Consider the following 15,961-nt stretch of genomic DNA (forward strand, 5'->3'; position numbering starts at 1 on the left):
GGAAATGCAACCACAGAGGCACAGAGGCACTGAGAACAGCCTTTGACTCTTTTGTATTTCCTCCGTGCCTCTGTGCCTCTGTGGTTGCCTTTGAATCTGACGCCCCATGACTGAGTTCTTCGGTATTCCACTGCCGGCCCTGCTGGGCCAGCTGCTGCTCGGCCTGGTGAACGGCTCGTTCTACGCGATGCTGTCCCTGGGCCTGGCGGTCATCTTCGGCATGCTCAACATCATCAACTTCGCCCATGGGGCGCTGTACATGATGGGGGCCTTCTTCGCCTGGATGGGGCTGGAATACCTGGGCCTGAACTACTGGTTCATGCTCGGTCTCGCGCCGCTCGCCGTCGGCCTCATCGGCATCGTCATCGAACGCACGATGCTGCAGTGGCTCTACAAGCTGGACCACCTCTATGGCCTGCTGCTGACCTTCGGCATCACCCTCGTCATCGAGGGCGTGTTCCGCTCGGTCTACGGCGTGTCGGGCCAGCCCTACCAGGTGCCCGACGCGCTGCAGGGCGCCACCAACCTCGGCTTCATGATCCTGCCCAACTACCGGGCCTGGGTCGTCGTCGCGTCCCTCATCGTCTGCTTCGCCGTGTGGGCGCTGATCGAGAAGACCTCGCTGGGTGCCAAGCTGCGCGCAGGCACCGAGAACCCCAAGCTCGTGCAGGCCTTCGGCATCAACGTGCCGCTGATGGTGACGCTGACCTATGCCGGCGGCGTGGCGCTGGCCGCGTTTGCGGGCGTGCTGGCCGCACCCATCCTGCAGGTGTCGGCGCTGATGGGCAGCAACCTCATCATCGTGGTGTTCGCCGTCGTCGTCATCGGCGGCATGGGTTCCATCCTCGGCTCCATCCTGACCGGCCTGGGCCTGGGCATCGTCGAGGGGCTGACCAAGGTCTTCTACCCCGAGGCGTCCAACACCGTCGTGTTCGTCGTCATGGCCATCGTCTTGTTGGTGCGGCCCGCTGGCTTGTTCGGAAAAGAGAAATGAACAAGAAGCTCCTCGGCTACGTCGCGCTCTTCGCCGCCATAGCGCTGCTGCCCGCCTTCGGCGTCTACCCCGTCTTCGTCATGAAGGTGCTGTGCTACGCGCTGTTCGCCTGCGCCTTCAACCTGTTGGTGGGCTTCACCGGCCTGCTGTCCTTCGGCCATGCGGCCTTCCTGGGCACCGCCGCCTATGTGACCGGCCACGCGCTCAAGGTCTGGGGCCTGCCGACGCCGGTCGGCATCCTCGTCGGCATGGCCGGCGCGGCCGGCGTGGGCCTGCTGTTCGGCCTGCTGGCCATCCGCCGCTCGGGCATCTACTTCTCGATGATCACGCTGGCGCTGGCGCAGATGCTGTATTTCTTCTTCCTGCAGACGCCCTTCACCGGCGGGGAAGACGGCCTGCAGTCCGTGCCGCGCGGACACTTCCTGGGGCTGGATCTGGCCAGCGACCTGACGCTGTTCTACGTCGTGCTGGGCCTCTTCATTGCCGCCTTCTGGCTCATCTACCGCATCGTCCACTCGCCCTTCGGCCAGGTGCTGACCTCCATCCGCGAGAACGAGGCGCGCGCCACGTCCCTGGGCTATGACACGGCGCACTTCAAGCTGCTGGCCTTCGTGCTGTCCGCCGCGCTGGCTGGCCTGGCGGGCTCCACCAAGACGCTGGTGCTCGGCTTCGCGACGCTGACCGATGCGATCTGGACGACCTCCGGCCTTGTCATCCTGATGACGCTGGTGGGCGGCATGGGCACCCTCATCGGGCCCATGGTGGGCGCGCTGGTCATCATTGCGCTGGAGAACAAGATCGGCGACTTCGGTAACTGGCTGGGCGAGCTGACCGGCGTGGCATGGTTCAACAGCCTGGGCGAGTCGGTCAGCCTGGTCACCGGCCTGATCTTCATCGTCTGCGTGCTGGCCTTCAGACGCGGGCTCGTGGGTGAGACGGTGGCGTTGTGGGAGCGGTGGACTTCGAAGCGCCCCGCCTGAAGACGAGCACGTTGCCCGCCATCACGAGCAGCAAGCCGACCAGCGCCGGCGCCGTCCACACATAGCCCTCCACCCAGGCCGACACGTTCAGCGCCACGACCGGGAACAGCACCGTGCTGTAGGCCGCGCGCTCCGGGCCGAGGCGCCCCACCAGCGTCAGATAGGCCGTGAAGCCGATGACCGAGCCGGGGATGGCGAGATACAGCAGCGCGCCGACGTAGCGCGTGCTCACGTCGAACGCAAAGGGTAGGCCGGCCAGCAGCGCATAAGCCGTCAGGATGGCGGTACCCACGGCCATGCCCCAGGCATTGGTCTGCACCGGCTTGAGCCCTTCGGCTTGCAGCGCCGCCGACAGCAAATTGCCCGTGGAGAAGCACAGCGTGCCACCCAGCGCCCAGGCCAGGCCGGCCGCCGTGGCATGCCCGCCGCTGATCTCGGGCCAGAACAGCAGCACCAGCCCGGCCAGCCCCAGCGCGCCGCCGGCCAACACCTGCGGCGCGATCTGCCGGCCATGGATGACCCGCGCCAGCAGCGCATTCCACAGCGCCGCGCTGGAGAACACCACGGCGACGAGGCCGCTGGCCACCGTCTGGCTGGCGTTCAGGAAGCACACGAAGTTCAGGCAGAACAGGCACAGCCCCTGCGCCAGCACCCAGCCCAGCGCCTTGCCGCGTGGCAGGACGAGCTGGCGCCGCCAGATGAGCCACGCGAACAGCACCAGCGCCGCCAGCCCGAAGCGGTAGGCGATGGACAGCGCGATGGGCACCGAGCCCAGCTGCCACTTCAAGGCGATCCATGTCGTGCCCCAGATGAGCACGACCAGCACATAGAGAAAAGCATTCATGCCGCCAGCATGGCGCGCGGGCCGGCCGCGCGATTGCATATTCCTGCGCATCGTCCACCCTGCCACGGCGCGGGAAAGGGCGCGGCCCGTAGCATCGCGGCATGCCCGATCTCACCGCCGGCTCGACAGCGCACCAGCCCGTCTTCGACGTGCTGGGCCGCTCCCGTGCCCGCCGCGAGCGCGAGCTGGCGCTGGCAGACGGCCTGCGCCTGGTGCAGTGGCGCAACGACGGCGGCCGCATGGACTACCAGCGGCCGGGCCACCACACGCTGTCGGTCTACCTGCAAGGCGGGCGCCAAACCCACCTGATCGAGACACCGCGCGAGACCGGCCATCCCGGCTGCCACTGCGTGCTGCCGGCCGAGCACGAATCGCACTGGAACGTGGCCGGGCCCCTGCGCTTCGTGCACCTCTATTTGTCCGCCGACGCCTGGGCCGACCGCGTCGTGCGCCTGCTGGACGCCGAGCCCCGCGCCATCACGCTGGAGCAGCGCATCTTTGGCGAGGACGCCACGCTGGCCGCCTGGGCACAAGGCGTCTCTGCCAGGGACTGGCTGGACCCGGCAGAGCGCCTGCGCATCGACTCGCTGAGCCAGGCGGCGCTGGACCATCTCGTACTGCAGGCCGCTCAGCCCCGGCAGCGCGATCGTGCCGAGCGCGCCGCTGGTGGTGGTCTGTCGAGCGCGGCACGGCGACGCGTGCTGGAGTTCGTCGATGCCCATCTGGACGACGCCGACCTCAGCCTGCCCCGGCTGGCCGCTCAAGCGAATCTGTCCGAGTTCCACTTCGCCCGCATGTTCCGCGCCTCCATGGGCTGCACCGTGCACGACTGGGTGGCCGCGCGCCGCGTGGACCGTGCCCGCGCGCTGCTGCGTGAGACCGCGCTGCCGCTGGCCGACATCGCCGCCGCCTGCGGCTATGCGGGTGCCAGCCACCTCAGCCGGCACGTCAAGGCCGCCACGGGTGCCACACCGGGCCAGTTCCGGCTCGCATGCAGACGTAACTAACCTCACATCTGTTGACTGCTGCCAACACGCCGTCAGCATTCACCAGTGAGTTAGGGGGCGCGCTGGAGCGCTGCGTGGCCCACTATCGAACTCATGTTCAGGTCTGCCCGCCTCCGCTTCGCCGTCACGTTGATCGTGTCGGTGCTGGGCTTCGTGCTGACGCTGGACGAGCCCGTGGGCACCCGAGTGGACGCGCCGCTGACCATGCAGGTTCCCCAGCGCTGAACCAGCCTGGGCACCGCCTCCCCAACTTGGGGAATTTCTCCCCCCGAATCCCCCGCTGAGCCTCCCTACACTCGCCGCGCACTCAGCGGAGAAACGGGATGGCATCCAAGCTTGTTCAGGGCGCAATTGCGGCCGTGGTCGTGGTGGGAGCGGCGGCTGGCGGCTGGTGGGCCACCCACCGTGCGCCGGCCATGCCCAGCAGCGCCGAGATCGGCGCCGAGGAAGCGGCCTTTGCGTTCAGCGAGTGCAAGGCGCGGCTGCTGGACGGCTCGCCGGCCATTGCCGTCATGTTCACGCAGGCGCTGGACCGCCGGCAGGACTTCGGCGCGCTGCTGACCGCCGCCGAAGGCACGCCCGGCAGACGAGCCGACCCCGACAACCCCAACAGCAAGGCCACGCCGGCCGACCCGGCGAGCTTCAAGCCGCTGGCCGCCCGCTGGGTGTTGGGCGACAACCCGCGCGTGCTCTACCTGCCCTTCGCCACGCCGGACCGCGCCTACCGCATCACGATGAACGCGGGCCTGGCCTCGCACTCGGGCAACAAGCTGCCCGCCGCGCAGACCTGCGAGGCCGCCAGCGAGGCCATGCCACCGAGCTTCTACTTCGCCAGCAAGGGCCTGGTGCTGCCGGCAGGCCAGAACGGTGGCCTGCCCGTCGTCAGCATCAACACGCCCGAGGTGGACGTGCAGTTCCTGCGCGTGAAGCCCGAATCGCTGCCCGCCTTCCTGGAGCAGGTGGGCGGCCGGCGCGACCGCCCCACGCGCGGCAACACCGACGAGGACGGCGAGTATTACTACGACGGTTATGGCGACAACCAGCGCCGCCTGAAGGGCACCGTGGGCGGCTGGGCGCTGGACGAACTGCGCGCCATGACCGACAGCGTCTACATCACCCGCTTCAAGACCGACGAGCGCGCCAACCGCCGCAACGTCAGCTTCCTGCCCGTCGAGAAGATCAAGGCGCTGCAGGAGCCCGGCATCTACATCGCCGTCATGAGCCAGCCCGGCCGCTTCGGCTGGGACTACCAGGTCACGCACTACTACGTCACCGACATCGGCCTGCACCTGCGCCGCCATGCCGCGCAGCTGGACGTGTTCACGACTTCGCTGAAGAGCGGCAAGGCGCAGAGCGGCATCGAGCTGAGCCTCGTCGACGAAGCCGGCAAGGCGCTGGCCCAGGCGCAGACGGACGGCGACGGCCATGCCGTCTTCACCGGCCGCAGTGACAAGGCCCGCGCCGTGCTGGCGAAGAAGGGCAGCGAGATGTCCATCCTGTCGCTGCGCGATGCGGCGCTGGACCTGTCGGAGTTCGACGCCACCGGCCATCCGTCGCGCAGCAACAAGCTCTTCGTCTACGCCGGCCGGGACCTCTACCGGCCGGGCGAGAACTTCAACGTCTCCGTGCTGTCGCGCGACGCCGATGGCCGCGTGCCGGCCAAGTTGCTGCCGCTGACGCTGACCATCAAGAAGCCCGACGGCAGCAAGCTCGTCGAGCAGCTGGTGCAGCCGAACAAGGCCGGCCAGGGCTACTTCCAGCAGGCCATCGCGCTGCCGGCCGACGCGCCCACCGGCGGCTGGACGGTCCAGGCCCGCATCGACCCCGCTGCCAAGCAGCCGGACGCGCAGTGGGCCTTCAAGGTCGAGGAGTTCCTGCCCGAGCGCATGAAGCTCACGCTGACCGCGCCCGACGCGGCGCTCACGGGCGAGGTGAGCCTGCCCGTGCAGGTGCAGGGCGACTACCTCTACGGCGCCCCGGCCGCGGGCAACCGCCTGCAGGCGACGGTCTCCACCGAGCGCCTGGCCAACCCGCTGGGACAGAAGCTGCCCGGCTTCCTGTTCGGCGACTTTGCCGACGACAAGGCCAGGTCCCGCCAGGACGCGCCCGAGCAGGAGCTGGACGCCGAAGGCAAGGCCGAGGTCGCCCTGACGGCCAAGCTCGACGAACGCCACTCGCCCATGCGCGTGCGCGGCGCCTTCAGCCTGCTGGAGAGCGGCGGGCGGCCGGTGGTGCGCAGCATCGAGCGCACCTGGTGGCCGGCGCCCGCGCTGGTCGCCGTGCGCCCGCTGTTCGACCGCAACGTGGCGCCCGAGGGCGGCCTGGCCGGCTTCGAGGTCGTGCGCGTGGATGCGACCGGCGCCTTCAAGCCGGCCAAGGACTTGAAGCTCACGCTCACCTACGAGGAGCGCCAGTGGTATTGGCGTTATGACGACGGCCGCGGCTGGCACTCGGGCTTCAACACGACGGACGAACTCGTTGAGGCGCGCTCGCTGAAGCTGGCCGCCAAGACCACGGTCAACCTGCCGGTGAAGTGGGGCCGCTACCGCCTGGAGATCGAGGACCCGGAGACGAAGCAGACGCTGCGCTACGGCTTCTACGCCGGCTACGGCGCGCAGGACGCCGACGACATCGGCAACCGCCCCGACCGCGTTCAGCTGCAGCTCAAGGGCTCGCCCTTCAAGCCGGGCGACACGGCCAAGCTCAGCATCAAACCGCCGCATGACGGCGAGGCCGTCGTCACCGTCGAGGGCGACCGCGTGCTGTGGAGCAAGCGCGTGGGCGTGAAGGCCTCGGGCACGGACATCGACATCCCCGTCAGCGCCGATGCGGCCTGGCAGCGGCAGGACCTCTACGTCACCGTCGCCGCCTTCCGCCCCGGCAGCGAGGGCGACCGCGTCACGCCGGCCCGCGCGCTGGGCCTGGTGCACCTGCCGATGAACCGGGAGGACCGCAAGCTGAAGGTGGCCATCGAGGCGCCGGCCAAGACCGTGCCGTCCACGACGCTGCCGGTCAAGGTGAAGGTGCCGCAGCTCGCCGGCAAGCAGGCCATCGTGACGCTCTCCGCCGTCGACGTGGGCATCCTCAACATCACCAACTTCAAGACGCCCGACCCGGCCGACTTCTTCTTCGGCAAGCACCGCTACGGCGCCGACATCCTGGACCTCTACGGCCGGCTCATCGAGAAGATGGACGGCAACGTCGCCCAGCAGCGCTTCGGCGGCGACGCCGGCAAGCGCGACACGCAGAGCATGCCGCGCAAGGTGCTGCTGGTGGACCTGTTCAGCGGCCCGGTGGCGCTGGATGCCAAGGGCGAGGCCGTGATCAGCGTGAAGCTGCCGGACTTCAACGGCACGCTGCGGCTGATGGCCGTCGTGTCGAGTGCCGACAGCTACGGCTCGACGCAGGCGGACACGGTCGTCGCCGCGCCGCTGGTGGCCGAGCTGAACATGCCGCGCTTCATCGCGCCGGGCGACAAGGCCACCATCGCGCTGGACGTGACCAACCTCAGCGGGTCACCGCAGGAGGTCAAGGTCGCTTTGTCCGCGACGGGGCCCGTGCGCATTACCGGCGAGGCGTCGTCGATCAAGCTCGCCGACAAGCAGCGCCAGATCCTGCGCTTCCAGGCCGAGGCGCTGGACGCCTACGGCCTGGCGCCGATCAAGCTGACCGTCAGCGCCGGCACGCTCAGCCTGGTGCGCGAGGCGGCGCTGCAAGTCCAGCCCGTTACGCCGCTGACGCGCGAGAGCCGCCGCATCCGCCTGGACGCCGGCGGCACACAGGTCATCGACAAGGCGCTGCTCGACGCCTACTGGGGCGGCTCGGCCACGCTGGCTTTGAGCGTCAGCAACACGCCGCCAATCGACATCAAGGAGCAGGTCAAGGGCCTGCTGATGTACCCCTACGGCTGCCTGGAGCAGACAACGTCCAGCGCCTACCCGCTGGTTTTCATCGACGACGAGGCCGCCAAGCGCTGGGGCCTGACCCCCGTGCCGCGAGAGGAACGCGCCAAGCGGCTGGAGGGCGCCTTTGCCCGCCTGGCCGGTATGCAGCAGGCGCGCGGCGGCTACGGCCTGTGGGCGGCCAGCAACCCGTATGAAGGCTGGCTGAGCGCCTACGTCACCGGCTTTTTGCAGGACGCGCGGGACGCCGGCTTTGCGGTGCCGGAAGGGCAGCTCAAGAAGTCGCTTGAGAACCTGACCGAGCAGTTCCAGCGCAGCCCCGGCCAGCAGACCATACCGCCCAAGGAGCCGCGCCGCAACCCCGCCGGCGCCATTGCCGACTACCGCGACGCCGAGCTGCTGCGCGTCGCCCACTCGCGCTTTGCCGAGGCCGCGCACGCCGGCTACATCCTCGGCCGCGAGCAGAAGGCGCCGCTGGCCACGCTGCGCACGCTGCACGACCAATACCGCGCGAACGCGCTGTCACCGCTGCCGCTGGTGCACCTGTCGCTGGCGCTGAAGGCCATGGGCGACGAGGCCCGTGCCAAGGTCGCCCTGGACGACGCGATGACGCGCGGCTACGGCTACCAGGTCGACGACGGCGTCTGGGGCCAGTGGCTGGGCGACTACGGCTCCCGCATCCGCGACCGGGCCCTGGCCTATGCGCTGCTGCTGCGCCACAAGGTGCAGCACGACAAGCGCGAGAACCTGCTGTTCGACCTGGCCGACGACTTCGGCAAGCGCAACTACTACTCCACGCAGGAGCGCCTGGCCCTCTTCCTCGCCGTGCAGGCCGCCACCAACGGCGCGGGCAAGGACGACGCCTGGAAGACGACGCTGGCCGTCGGCGCCAAGTCGGACGCCTGGGCCGGCAGCGGCACCGGCCAGCAGAGCTTCGAGCTGGCCCAGCTCAAGTCCGGCCTGACGCTGAAGAACGAGGGCACGGCGCCGCTGTATCTCGACGTCACGGCCCAGGGCTACCCCGTCAAGCCGCTGGCGCCGAGCAGCGACCGCATCTCGGTCGAGCGCGCGATGTTCACGACCGATGGCAAGCCGGTGACGGCTCGGCAGTTCACGACCGGCGAGATGTTCATCGTCCGCCTGCGCGTGAAGGCCACTCAAGCCATCAAGGACGGCCTGGTGGTGGACCGCATCCCGGCCGGCTTCGAGATCGAGAACCTGAATTTGAGCCAGGGGCCCCAGGCGGGCGAGTTCACGGTGGAGGGCGTCAATGTGGCGCAGGCGAATGCCAATGAACGCATCGTCCACACCGAGTACCGAGACGACCGGTTTGTGGCGGCGGCGCGGCTGGGGCAGCCGCTGGATCTGTTCTACCTGGTGCGGGCGGTGACGCCGGGCCGGTATGTGGTGCCGGCGACGTTTGCGGAGGATATGTATCGGGCGGAGATTCGGGGGGTCGGGAAGGCGGAGGGGGAGATCGTCGTGGTGGACAAGAAGTGAACCGCATCAAGGACGGTCGTATGGGCGTTTGCGGGGCGGACGTGCCCCCGTCCGCTAAAAGCGCATGGCGTCGCGCTCAAGGCCGCGATGCAGTGCTGTCAATCCTGCTCGGCGCCATCGCCATTCCCGCTCAATCCAACAGCTGCTCGGGGCCCGGTCTCCATAGCCTGCGCCTTTTGGATGCCCATACTGTTGAAGTGCAAGGCGACGGAGGCACCGCACGAACCCGGGACGGCGGCAAGACATGGCAAACCGTCGCCGGGCCCAGTCCTGATACCAAGGACGCTTTCGACCATCGCGAATTCGGAGGGCCGGCAGGTCACCGGCTTCAGAACGTCGCAGCGGCCAGCAACGTGGTGATCGAACAGCGCACCGGGCAGTCGGCATGGCGTATGAGATGGGAGGGCCTGCTTCTGGAAGTGCGCCGGAGCACGGCCTTTGTCTACGTCGGCGCGCTTAGCAGGCCCAACTGGTCTGACAAAGGCTGGCTCTTGGCCAGCGGCGATGTCGATGAGCATGCAATCGGCGATGGGGTAGACGATCTCCAGGACACCGGCCCTAACCTGAAAGTGGAATTCCGGCCGGGATCTGTCCGTGTCTGCACACCCAATTCGTGGCGCGACGCGCCCTGTGGCCCCGCGCTGAAAGGCGCACCGGACAGCCGGCCATTCCTGCTGACTGGCTTCGCCGTGGCGCCATCACGATTGGAAGATGGCCAGGCGCGTCCACGCGACGTCTACCTTGCCACCGAAGGCACCATCCTCCACTGGCAAAGTGACTCGTTTCGCTGGAGTCAGATCATGGCGCCGTCCGACTGGGTGCGGTGCAGCGGCTCTGTGCCACGACCGTAGGCTTGAGGCAACGCTTGTCCCTGACACCGCAGCCGCCATGCCACTGAGGCGCCTTGCGCTGCTCGGCGTGGCTTACCCACCACAACGCTGATGCCAACACTCGACACTGCGCAGAAATCAGGGTCGGGGCTCAACTTTTAAGTCCAGTGGCAGCTATTGGGTTGCCCGCTTGCGGCAGCACCCCAATCTCCTTACGATTCGAAAAATCGAAAGGAATAGCCATGGCCGAAGCCACCCTCACCGCCAAGGGCCAGACCACCATCCCCAAGGAAATCCGCGAGCGCCTGGGCCTGGAAGCAGGTGACAAGTTGACTTTCACGACCCTCAGCGACGGCACCGTCGTCATGCGCGCCAAGACCCGCCGCCTGCTCGACCTCGCCGGCAGCCTGACCCGCCCTGGCCAGCCCTCGGTCAGCGTGGACGAGATGAAGCCCTTCCGCGACTGACGCGGCGGTGAGCATCGCCATCGACACCAACGTCCTCGTGCGCCTGCTGGTGCGCGACGACGAAGCCCAGTACCAAGCCGCAAGTCGCCTGGTCGAACAGGCCGACACCGCTGGCGAGCCACTGCTCATCACGCTCGGCGTCATGCTCGAAACCGAGTGGGTGCTGCGCAGCCGCTATCGCCTCGCCAAGACCGCCATCGCCGCCACGTTCTCCGGTCTGCTTGAAACGGTTGGCGTCGTCCTGGAGCACGAGCCGACCGCCGAAGAGGCGCTCTACATCTGGAACCAGCATCCCGTCGCCGACTTCGCCGATTGTCTGCACAACGCGCGGGCAGCGCAGCTGGGGCGAACGCGCTTCGTCACCTTCGATGCTGGCGCCGCGAAGCTGCCACGCGGCGAACTGCTTGGCCCTTCGAGCTGACTCATCACCCCCAACGCAAATCCATCCCCGACAACGGCAGCTTCCTCACCCGATGCCCCGTCGCCGCGAAGATGGCGTTGCACACGGCCGGCGCCAGCGGCGGGAAAGCCGGTTCGCCCAGGCCGGTGACGGGGAACTCGGTCTTCAGGAAGTGCACGTCGATGCGCGTGGGCGACTCGGCGAGGCGGATCAGCGGGTAATCGCCGAAGTTGCTCTGCACGATGCGGCCGTCCTCGATGTCGAGCCGGGCGTGCAGCAGCGTGCCGAGGGCGTCGATGACCGAGCCCTGCACCTGGTTCTCGGCGCCGCTCAGGTTGACGACCTGGCCGCCGATGTCGCTGACCACCGTGACGCGGTCCACCTTGAGTTCGCCGTCGCGCGAGACCGTCACCTCGGCCACCTGGGCGATGTAGCCGCGGTGGCTGAAGTGGAAGGCGATGCCGCGGCCGCGGCCTTTTACTTGGTTAGGCAAGGGCGTGCCGCCCCAACCCGCACGCTTGGCGGCCTCCTGCAGCACGCGGCGCATGCGGCCCACGTGATACGGCTGGCCGCGCCCTTCGGTGGGGGCTTTCAGGTCTTCCTGGCCGAGCAGGTCGAGGCGGAACTGCAGCGGGTCGCGCCCTGCTGCGTGGGCCAGCTCGTCGATGAAGCTGTGGATGACCCAGGCGAACACATTGCTGCCCGGCGCGCGCCACGGGCCCATCGGGATGTTGCACTCGATGGGCGTCTGCTCCAGCAGGCAGTTGGGCACCCAGCGGGCCGGGAACTCGTCGCCGCTCAGGGCCGCGCCGCTGCCGGGCTGCAGCTGGCTGCGGCCGTCGCGCTCCACGCGGTTGGCGAAGGTGACGAAGTGGTCGTGCCAGGCCGTGACGCGGCCATTCGCATCCACGCCGCCGCGCAGGAAGTGGAAGCCGCCGGCACGGAAGTGGTCGTGCTGCAGGTCGTCCTCGCGCGTCCACACCAGTTGCACGGGCGCGGCCACGCGCTTGGCGATGGCCGCCGCCTCGACAACGTAGTCGGAACTCAGGCGCCGCCCGAAGCCGCCGCCGCTGCGCGTGATGTGCAGCTTGATCTGCTCTTTGGGAATGCCCAGCGTGCTGGCCACCAGGTTCGCCCCGGCGCCCGGGTTCTGCGTCGGCGCCCAGATCTCCATGATGCCGTCGTGCCACCAGGCGGTGCAGTTCTGCGGCTCGATGCTGGCGTGGGAGATGAACGGGTATTCATAGCGCGCCGTCACGGTCTTGGCGGCGCCTTGCAGCGCGGCCGTCACATCGCCATCGCGGCGCAGCGCGGCGGCGCCGGGCTGGGTCCCCAGCGCATCGGCTTGCTGCACGAACTGGCGCCAGCTGTCCTTGGCGTACTTGCCTTCGTCCCACTCCACGCGCAACTGCTTGCGGGCGCTGAAAGCGGCCCAGGTGTGGTCGGCCACGATGGCCACGCCCGGTAGCAGGCCGCGCAGGTCACCCGTGCCGCCCTCGATGACAAAGGCATCACGCACGCCGGGCAGCGCCTTGATGGCGTCCAGGTTGGCGCTTCGCACCTTGCCGGCGAAGACCGGCGACTTGACGAACACGGCGGTGAGCTGCCCCGGCTGGCGCACGTCGATGCCGAACAGCGGCTTGCCGGTGACGACGGCCGGGTTGTCGACGCCGCCGATGCGGGTGCCGAGCAGCTTGTACTTGCTCGGGTCCTTCAGCTTGACCTCGTCGGCCTTCGGCATGGGCAGCTGCGCCACGGCCGGCACCAGCGCGCCATAACCCACACGTCGCTTGGACGCCGCATGCACGACCTGGCCGCCGTCGGTGCTCAGTTCGGCCTCGGGCACGTTCCATTGCGCGGCGGCGGCGCGCAGCAGCAGCAGGCGCGCGGTGGCGCCCAGGCGCTGGAAGTCGGTGTAGTTGTTGGGCGTGGACGTGGAGCCGCCGGCGCTCTGGTTGCCGTAGGCGGGGTCGAGGTCGCCCTGCTCGATGCGCACGTCCTGCCAGCGCACGTCCAGCTCCTCGGCCAGCACCATGGGCAGGGAGGTCTTGATGCCCTGGCCGATCTCGGGTTGCTTGGAGATCAGCGTCACCGCGCCCGTGCCAGCGATGCGGATGAAGGCGTTGGGCTTGAACTCCGTCGTGCTCGCCAGGCTCGCCGGCTTGCCGACGGCTTCGCCCGCCGCTGTTGAGGTGCCGGGCAGCCACAGGCCGAGCAGCAGGCCGCCGCCGCCCTGCAAAAGCTGTCGACGTGAAGTGACCGGGCTCATGCCTTCTTCCCCTTGCGGTCCTGCTGGGCGATCTCGGCGGCGCGGTGCACGCCGGCGCGGATGCGCACATAGGTGGCGCAGCGGCACAGGTGGCCGTTCAGCGCCGCGTCGATGTCGGCGTCGGTGGGCTTGGGCGTCTGCTTGAGCAGGGCCGCCGCCGTCATGATCTGGCCGGCCTGGCAGTAGCCGCACTGCGGCACGTCCAGCTCTTGCCAGGCGCGTTGCAAGGGGTGCTGGTCCTTGGCGTCAAGGCCTTCGATGGTGGTGATGTCCAGCCCCGCCGCGCCCGATACGGGCAGCAGGCAACTGCGCTGCGGCGTGCCGTTGACGTGGACCGTGCAGGCACCGCACTGGCCGACGCCGCAGCCGTACTTCGTGCCGACGAGGTTCAGCTGGTCGCGAAGCACCCAGAGCAAGGGCGTGTCGGCGGCCACCTCGACGGCTTGCCGCTGCTGATTGATGCGAAGGTTGTATCGGGGCATGGGCTGCGAGCGGTGGTTGACTGGATGCGCCGGGGGGCGCGCGAGGATAGGGTCAGCAGCAGATCAATGCCAAGCCTGCTTGCGCGGAATCCGCGCCGCCATCTGCGCAATGCGCGCTTGACAGCGCTAAGGCGACGCCGACCCCAGGTGCCGGCGCAGGATGGCGGCCAGGCTGCCGTCCTGGTGCATGTCTGCCAGGGCCTGGCGGATCAGCCCGCGGTCGGCCGGGCTGATGCGCTGTCGTGACAGGGCCAGTGTCCCGACCGAGGGCTCGTTAGGTGCATAGGACGCGGTCACGAAGCGTTCGAACTCCGGGTCCTGCCGGCGTGCCAGCGCGAGCGAATTGCTGCCAATCAGCATGGCCTCGGCCCGCCCGGCCTTGAGCGCCCGCAAGGCGCTGGGCTGGTCGGGCGCTTCCACCACGCGCTTGTCGGCCCGCAGCTGGGCGATCCAGGCCTCCAGCGGCGGCACGAAGCGATAGCTGCGCACCACCAGCAGCCGCAGGCGCGGGTCGGCGTTGAAGGCCGCGGGCGTCGCCGGCACCTGCTCCACCCCGGGATGGAAGACAGTGAGCTGCCGCGACTGCACGTAGGGCAGCATCTCGAAGCTGCGCTCGCGGTCGGCGGTCGGCAGGGCCGAGGTGGTCAGGTCCAGCTGCCCCTGGTCCAGCAGCGCCCAGATGCGCACGCGCGACTCGGTCACGGCGTCGAAGCGGCAGCCGGTGCGGCGGGCCAGCTCGTCGATCAAGTCCTTGTCTATGCCCTGGTAGTGGCCGTCGCTGTCGCGGTAGTAGAGGGCGGCGTACTCGTAGAAGGCCACGCGATAGCGCCCGCAGGCCGACACTTCCGTGCAGACCAGCAGCAGACCCGTCAGCCACATGCGCCAGTGCATGCAGTCGAGTCTAGGCCCGGCTGCGACAATCACGCCCCCATGCTGAAGTTCGATCTCCTCACCACCGAAGGCCGCGCCCGTCGCGGCACGCTCACGCTCAACCACGGCGTCGTGCAGACGCCCATCTTCATGCCCGTGGGCACCTACGGCACGGTCAAGGGCGTCACGCCCCGCTCGCTGGAGGAGATGGGTGCGCAGATCATCCTGGGCAACACCTTCCACCTGTGGATGCGGCCGGGCCTGGACGTCGTCACGCAGTTCGGCGGCCTGCATCGCTTCGAGAGCTGGAACAAGCCCATCCTGACGGACAGCGGCGGCTTCCAGGTCTGGAGCCTGGGCGCCATGCGCAAGATCAGCGAGGAGGGCGTCAAGTTCGCCTCGCCCGTCAACGGCGACAAGCTCTTCCTGACCCCCGAGGTCAGCATGCAGATCCAGACGGTGCTCAACAGCGACATCGTCATGCAGTTCGACGAATGCACGCCCTACGAGAGCAAGGGCGTGCTGACGACCGAGCGCGAGGCCAGGCAGTCCATGGAGCTGAGCCTGCGCTGGGCCAAGCGCTGCATCACCGAGTTCGGCCGGCTGGAGAACCCCAACGCGCTGTTCGGCATCGTGCAGGGCGGCATGTTCACCAACCTGCGCGACGCTTCGCTGGCCGGCCTGGCCGAGCTGGACTTGCCGGGCTATGCCATCGGTGGCCTGTCGGTCGGCGAGCCCAAGGCCGAGATGCAGCGCATCCTGGGCCACATCGGCCACCAGCTGCCGGCCAACAAGCCGCGCTACCTGATGGGCGTTGGCACGCCGGAGGATCTGGTCGAGGGTGTGTCCCAGGGCATCGACATGTTCGATTGCGTGATGCCCACCCGCAACGCGCGCAACGGCCATCTGTTCACCCGCTTTGGCGACCTGCGGTTGCGCAACGCGCGTTACAAGGCTGACGAAAGGCCGGTGGATGAAACCTGCGGTTGCGAATGCTGCAAGGGCTTCAGCCGCGCCTACCTGCACCACCTGGACCGCTGCGGCGAGATGCTGGGCCCCATGCTGACCAGCGTGCACAACCTGCACTACTACCTGAACCTGATGCAGGAGATGCGCGACGCGCTGGACGCGGGCCGCTTCGAGGCCTGGCGGGCGCAGTTTGCGGCGGATCGGGCGCGCGGCATCTAGGCAGCGCCTGACGGCGCTGTCATGCGGAGGCGCCTCTCCCAAGACCTAGGGGGGTGCGGTCGCTTTTGGTGCGCTGAGTCCCCCGTTTGCAGGTCAAGAAACGTAAATCCGTCACACCTGTAAGACCAGAATCGCGCCGGCCTTCCCCGGATCAGGCGCGCGTGCCGCTGCCTGTAACTGCATGAAACAACGGGGTTGGTGAGCCAACTTTCCCCGAGGGTTTCAGAC

At 68.5% G+C, this 15,961-nt stretch carries 13 protein-coding genes; 9 read left to right on the plus strand and 4 right to left on the minus strand.

The annotated features are described in order from the left end of the window. The first annotated feature begins 106 nt into the window (after positions 1 to 106). The gene (locus tag ACXRVZ_RS04360) at positions 107 to 994 is read left to right on the plus strand and encodes a branched-chain amino acid ABC transporter permease (RefSeq protein ID WP_457418119.1); all 888 of its coding nucleotides are present in this window, start codon (positions 107 to 109) and stop codon (positions 992 to 994) included. Next, the gene (locus tag ACXRVZ_RS04365; protein WP_457418121.1) at positions 991 to 1,974 is read left to right on the plus strand and encodes a branched-chain amino acid ABC transporter permease; all 984 of its coding nucleotides are present in this window, start codon (positions 991 to 993) and stop codon (positions 1,972 to 1,974) included. The genes ACXRVZ_RS04360 and ACXRVZ_RS04365 overlap by 4 nt, the downstream gene beginning before the upstream one ends. Here ACXRVZ_RS04365 and ACXRVZ_RS04370 read toward each other — a convergent pair. Continuing rightward, positions 1,907 to 2,818 carry a DMT family transporter gene (locus ACXRVZ_RS04370; RefSeq protein WP_457418123.1) on the minus strand — a complete coding sequence of 304 codons (912 nt, stop codon included), beginning with the start codon at positions 2,816 to 2,818 and terminating at the stop codon, positions 1,907 to 1,909. The two genes, ACXRVZ_RS04365 and ACXRVZ_RS04370, sit on opposite strands and share 68 nt — an antisense overlap. A 101-nt stretch (positions 2,819 to 2,919) precedes the next feature. Between ACXRVZ_RS04370 and ACXRVZ_RS04375 the strand changes: the two genes are divergently transcribed. From ACXRVZ_RS04375 to ACXRVZ_RS04400, 6 genes are all read left to right on the plus strand, one after another. Beyond that, a complete protein-coding gene (locus tag ACXRVZ_RS04375; RefSeq protein WP_457418125.1) occupies positions 2,920 to 3,825 on the plus strand; it encodes a helix-turn-helix domain-containing protein in 906 nt (301 codons plus the stop codon). A gap of 93 nt (positions 3,826 to 3,918) precedes the next feature. Beyond that, positions 3,919 to 4,050 (plus strand): hypothetical protein, encoded by a 132-nt coding sequence (locus ACXRVZ_RS04380; protein ID WP_457418127.1) that lies wholly within the window; start codon positions 3,919 to 3,921, stop codon positions 4,048 to 4,050. A 98-nt stretch (positions 4,051 to 4,148) separates the two neighbouring features. Beyond that, on the plus strand, positions 4,149 to 9,227 hold the full coding sequence (locus ACXRVZ_RS04385) for an alpha-2-macroglobulin family protein (protein WP_457418129.1): 5,079 nt from the start codon (positions 4,149 to 4,151) through the stop codon (positions 9,225 to 9,227). Beyond that, a complete protein-coding gene (locus ACXRVZ_RS04390) occupies positions 9,224 to 10,078 on the plus strand; it encodes a hypothetical protein (RefSeq protein ID WP_457418131.1) in 855 nt (284 codons plus the stop codon). The genes ACXRVZ_RS04385 and ACXRVZ_RS04390 overlap by 4 nt, the downstream gene beginning before the upstream one ends. Positions 10,079 to 10,299: 221 nt before the next feature. Then, a complete protein-coding gene (locus ACXRVZ_RS04395; protein ID WP_457418133.1) occupies positions 10,300 to 10,524 on the plus strand; it encodes an AbrB/MazE/SpoVT family DNA-binding domain-containing protein in 225 nt (74 codons plus the stop codon). A gap of 7 nt (positions 10,525 to 10,531) precedes the next feature. Continuing rightward, positions 10,532 to 10,945 (plus strand): PIN domain-containing protein, encoded by a 414-nt coding sequence (locus ACXRVZ_RS04400; RefSeq protein ID WP_457418135.1) that lies wholly within the window; start codon positions 10,532 to 10,534, stop codon positions 10,943 to 10,945. A gap of 4 nt (positions 10,946 to 10,949) precedes the next feature. Here the strand turns inward: ACXRVZ_RS04400 and ACXRVZ_RS04405 are convergent, their stop codons facing one another. The 3 genes from ACXRVZ_RS04405 to ACXRVZ_RS04415 all read right to left on the minus strand — a co-directional run bounded on the left by ACXRVZ_RS04405 (position 10,950) and on the right by ACXRVZ_RS04415 (position 14,566). Next, positions 10,950 to 13,193, minus strand: coding sequence for a molybdopterin cofactor-binding domain-containing protein (locus tag ACXRVZ_RS04405; RefSeq protein WP_457418137.1), 2,244 nt, complete (start codon positions 13,191 to 13,193; stop codon positions 10,950 to 10,952). Next, complete coding sequence (locus tag ACXRVZ_RS04410) at positions 13,190 to 13,675, minus strand: (2Fe-2S)-binding protein (protein WP_457418139.1); 486 nt, start codon at positions 13,673 to 13,675, stop codon at positions 13,190 to 13,192. The genes ACXRVZ_RS04405 and ACXRVZ_RS04410 overlap by 4 nt, the downstream gene beginning before the upstream one ends. A gap of 126 nt (positions 13,676 to 13,801) precedes the next feature. Next, positions 13,802 to 14,566, minus strand: coding sequence for a substrate-binding periplasmic protein (locus tag ACXRVZ_RS04415; RefSeq protein WP_457418141.1), 765 nt, complete (start codon positions 14,564 to 14,566; stop codon positions 13,802 to 13,804). A gap of 39 nt (positions 14,567 to 14,605) precedes the next feature. Here ACXRVZ_RS04415 and tgt point away from each other — a divergent pair, with 39 nt between their 5' ends. After that, positions 14,606 to 15,733, plus strand: a complete 1,128-nt coding sequence (gene tgt, locus ACXRVZ_RS04420; RefSeq protein WP_457418143.1) for a tRNA guanosine(34) transglycosylase Tgt — start codon at positions 14,606 to 14,608, stop codon at positions 15,731 to 15,733. Positions 15,734 to 15,961 lie beyond the last annotated feature (228 nt).

The sequence above is a fragment of the Roseateles sp. P5_E8 genome (assembly GCF_054177665.1).

Excerpts from the sequence above, each read along its gene's own strand:
- ACXRVZ_RS04360 (WP_457418119.1), top strand. The coding sequence starts at position 107 with ATGACTGAGTTCTTCGGTATTCCACTGCCGGCCCTGCTGGGCCAGCTG.
- ACXRVZ_RS04365 (WP_457418121.1), top strand. The coding sequence starts at position 991 with ATGAACAAGAAGCTCCTCGGCTACGTCGCGCTCTTCGCCGCCATAGCG.
- ACXRVZ_RS04370 (WP_457418123.1), bottom strand. The coding sequence starts at position 2,818 with ATGAATGCTTTTCTCTATGTGCTGGTCGTGCTCATCTGGGGCACGACA.
- ACXRVZ_RS04375 (WP_457418125.1), top strand. The coding sequence starts at position 2,920 with ATGCCCGATCTCACCGCCGGCTCGACAGCGCACCAGCCCGTCTTCGAC.
- ACXRVZ_RS04380 (WP_457418127.1), top strand. The coding sequence starts at position 3,919 with ATGTTCAGGTCTGCCCGCCTCCGCTTCGCCGTCACGTTGATCGTGTCG.
- ACXRVZ_RS04385 (WP_457418129.1), top strand. The coding sequence starts at position 4,149 with ATGGCATCCAAGCTTGTTCAGGGCGCAATTGCGGCCGTGGTCGTGGTG.
- ACXRVZ_RS04395 (WP_457418133.1), top strand. The coding sequence starts at position 10,300 with ATGGCCGAAGCCACCCTCACCGCCAAGGGCCAGACCACCATCCCCAAG.
- ACXRVZ_RS04405 (WP_457418137.1), bottom strand. The coding sequence starts at position 13,193 with ATGAGCCCGGTCACTTCACGTCGACAGCTTTTGCAGGGCGGCGGCGGC.
- ACXRVZ_RS04410 (WP_457418139.1), bottom strand. The coding sequence starts at position 13,675 with ATGCCCCGATACAACCTTCGCATCAATCAGCAGCGGCAAGCCGTCGAG.
- ACXRVZ_RS04415 (WP_457418141.1), bottom strand. The coding sequence starts at position 14,566 with ATGCACTGGCGCATGTGGCTGACGGGTCTGCTGCTGGTCTGCACGGAA.
- tgt (WP_457418143.1), top strand. The coding sequence starts at position 14,606 with ATGCTGAAGTTCGATCTCCTCACCACCGAAGGCCGCGCCCGTCGCGGC.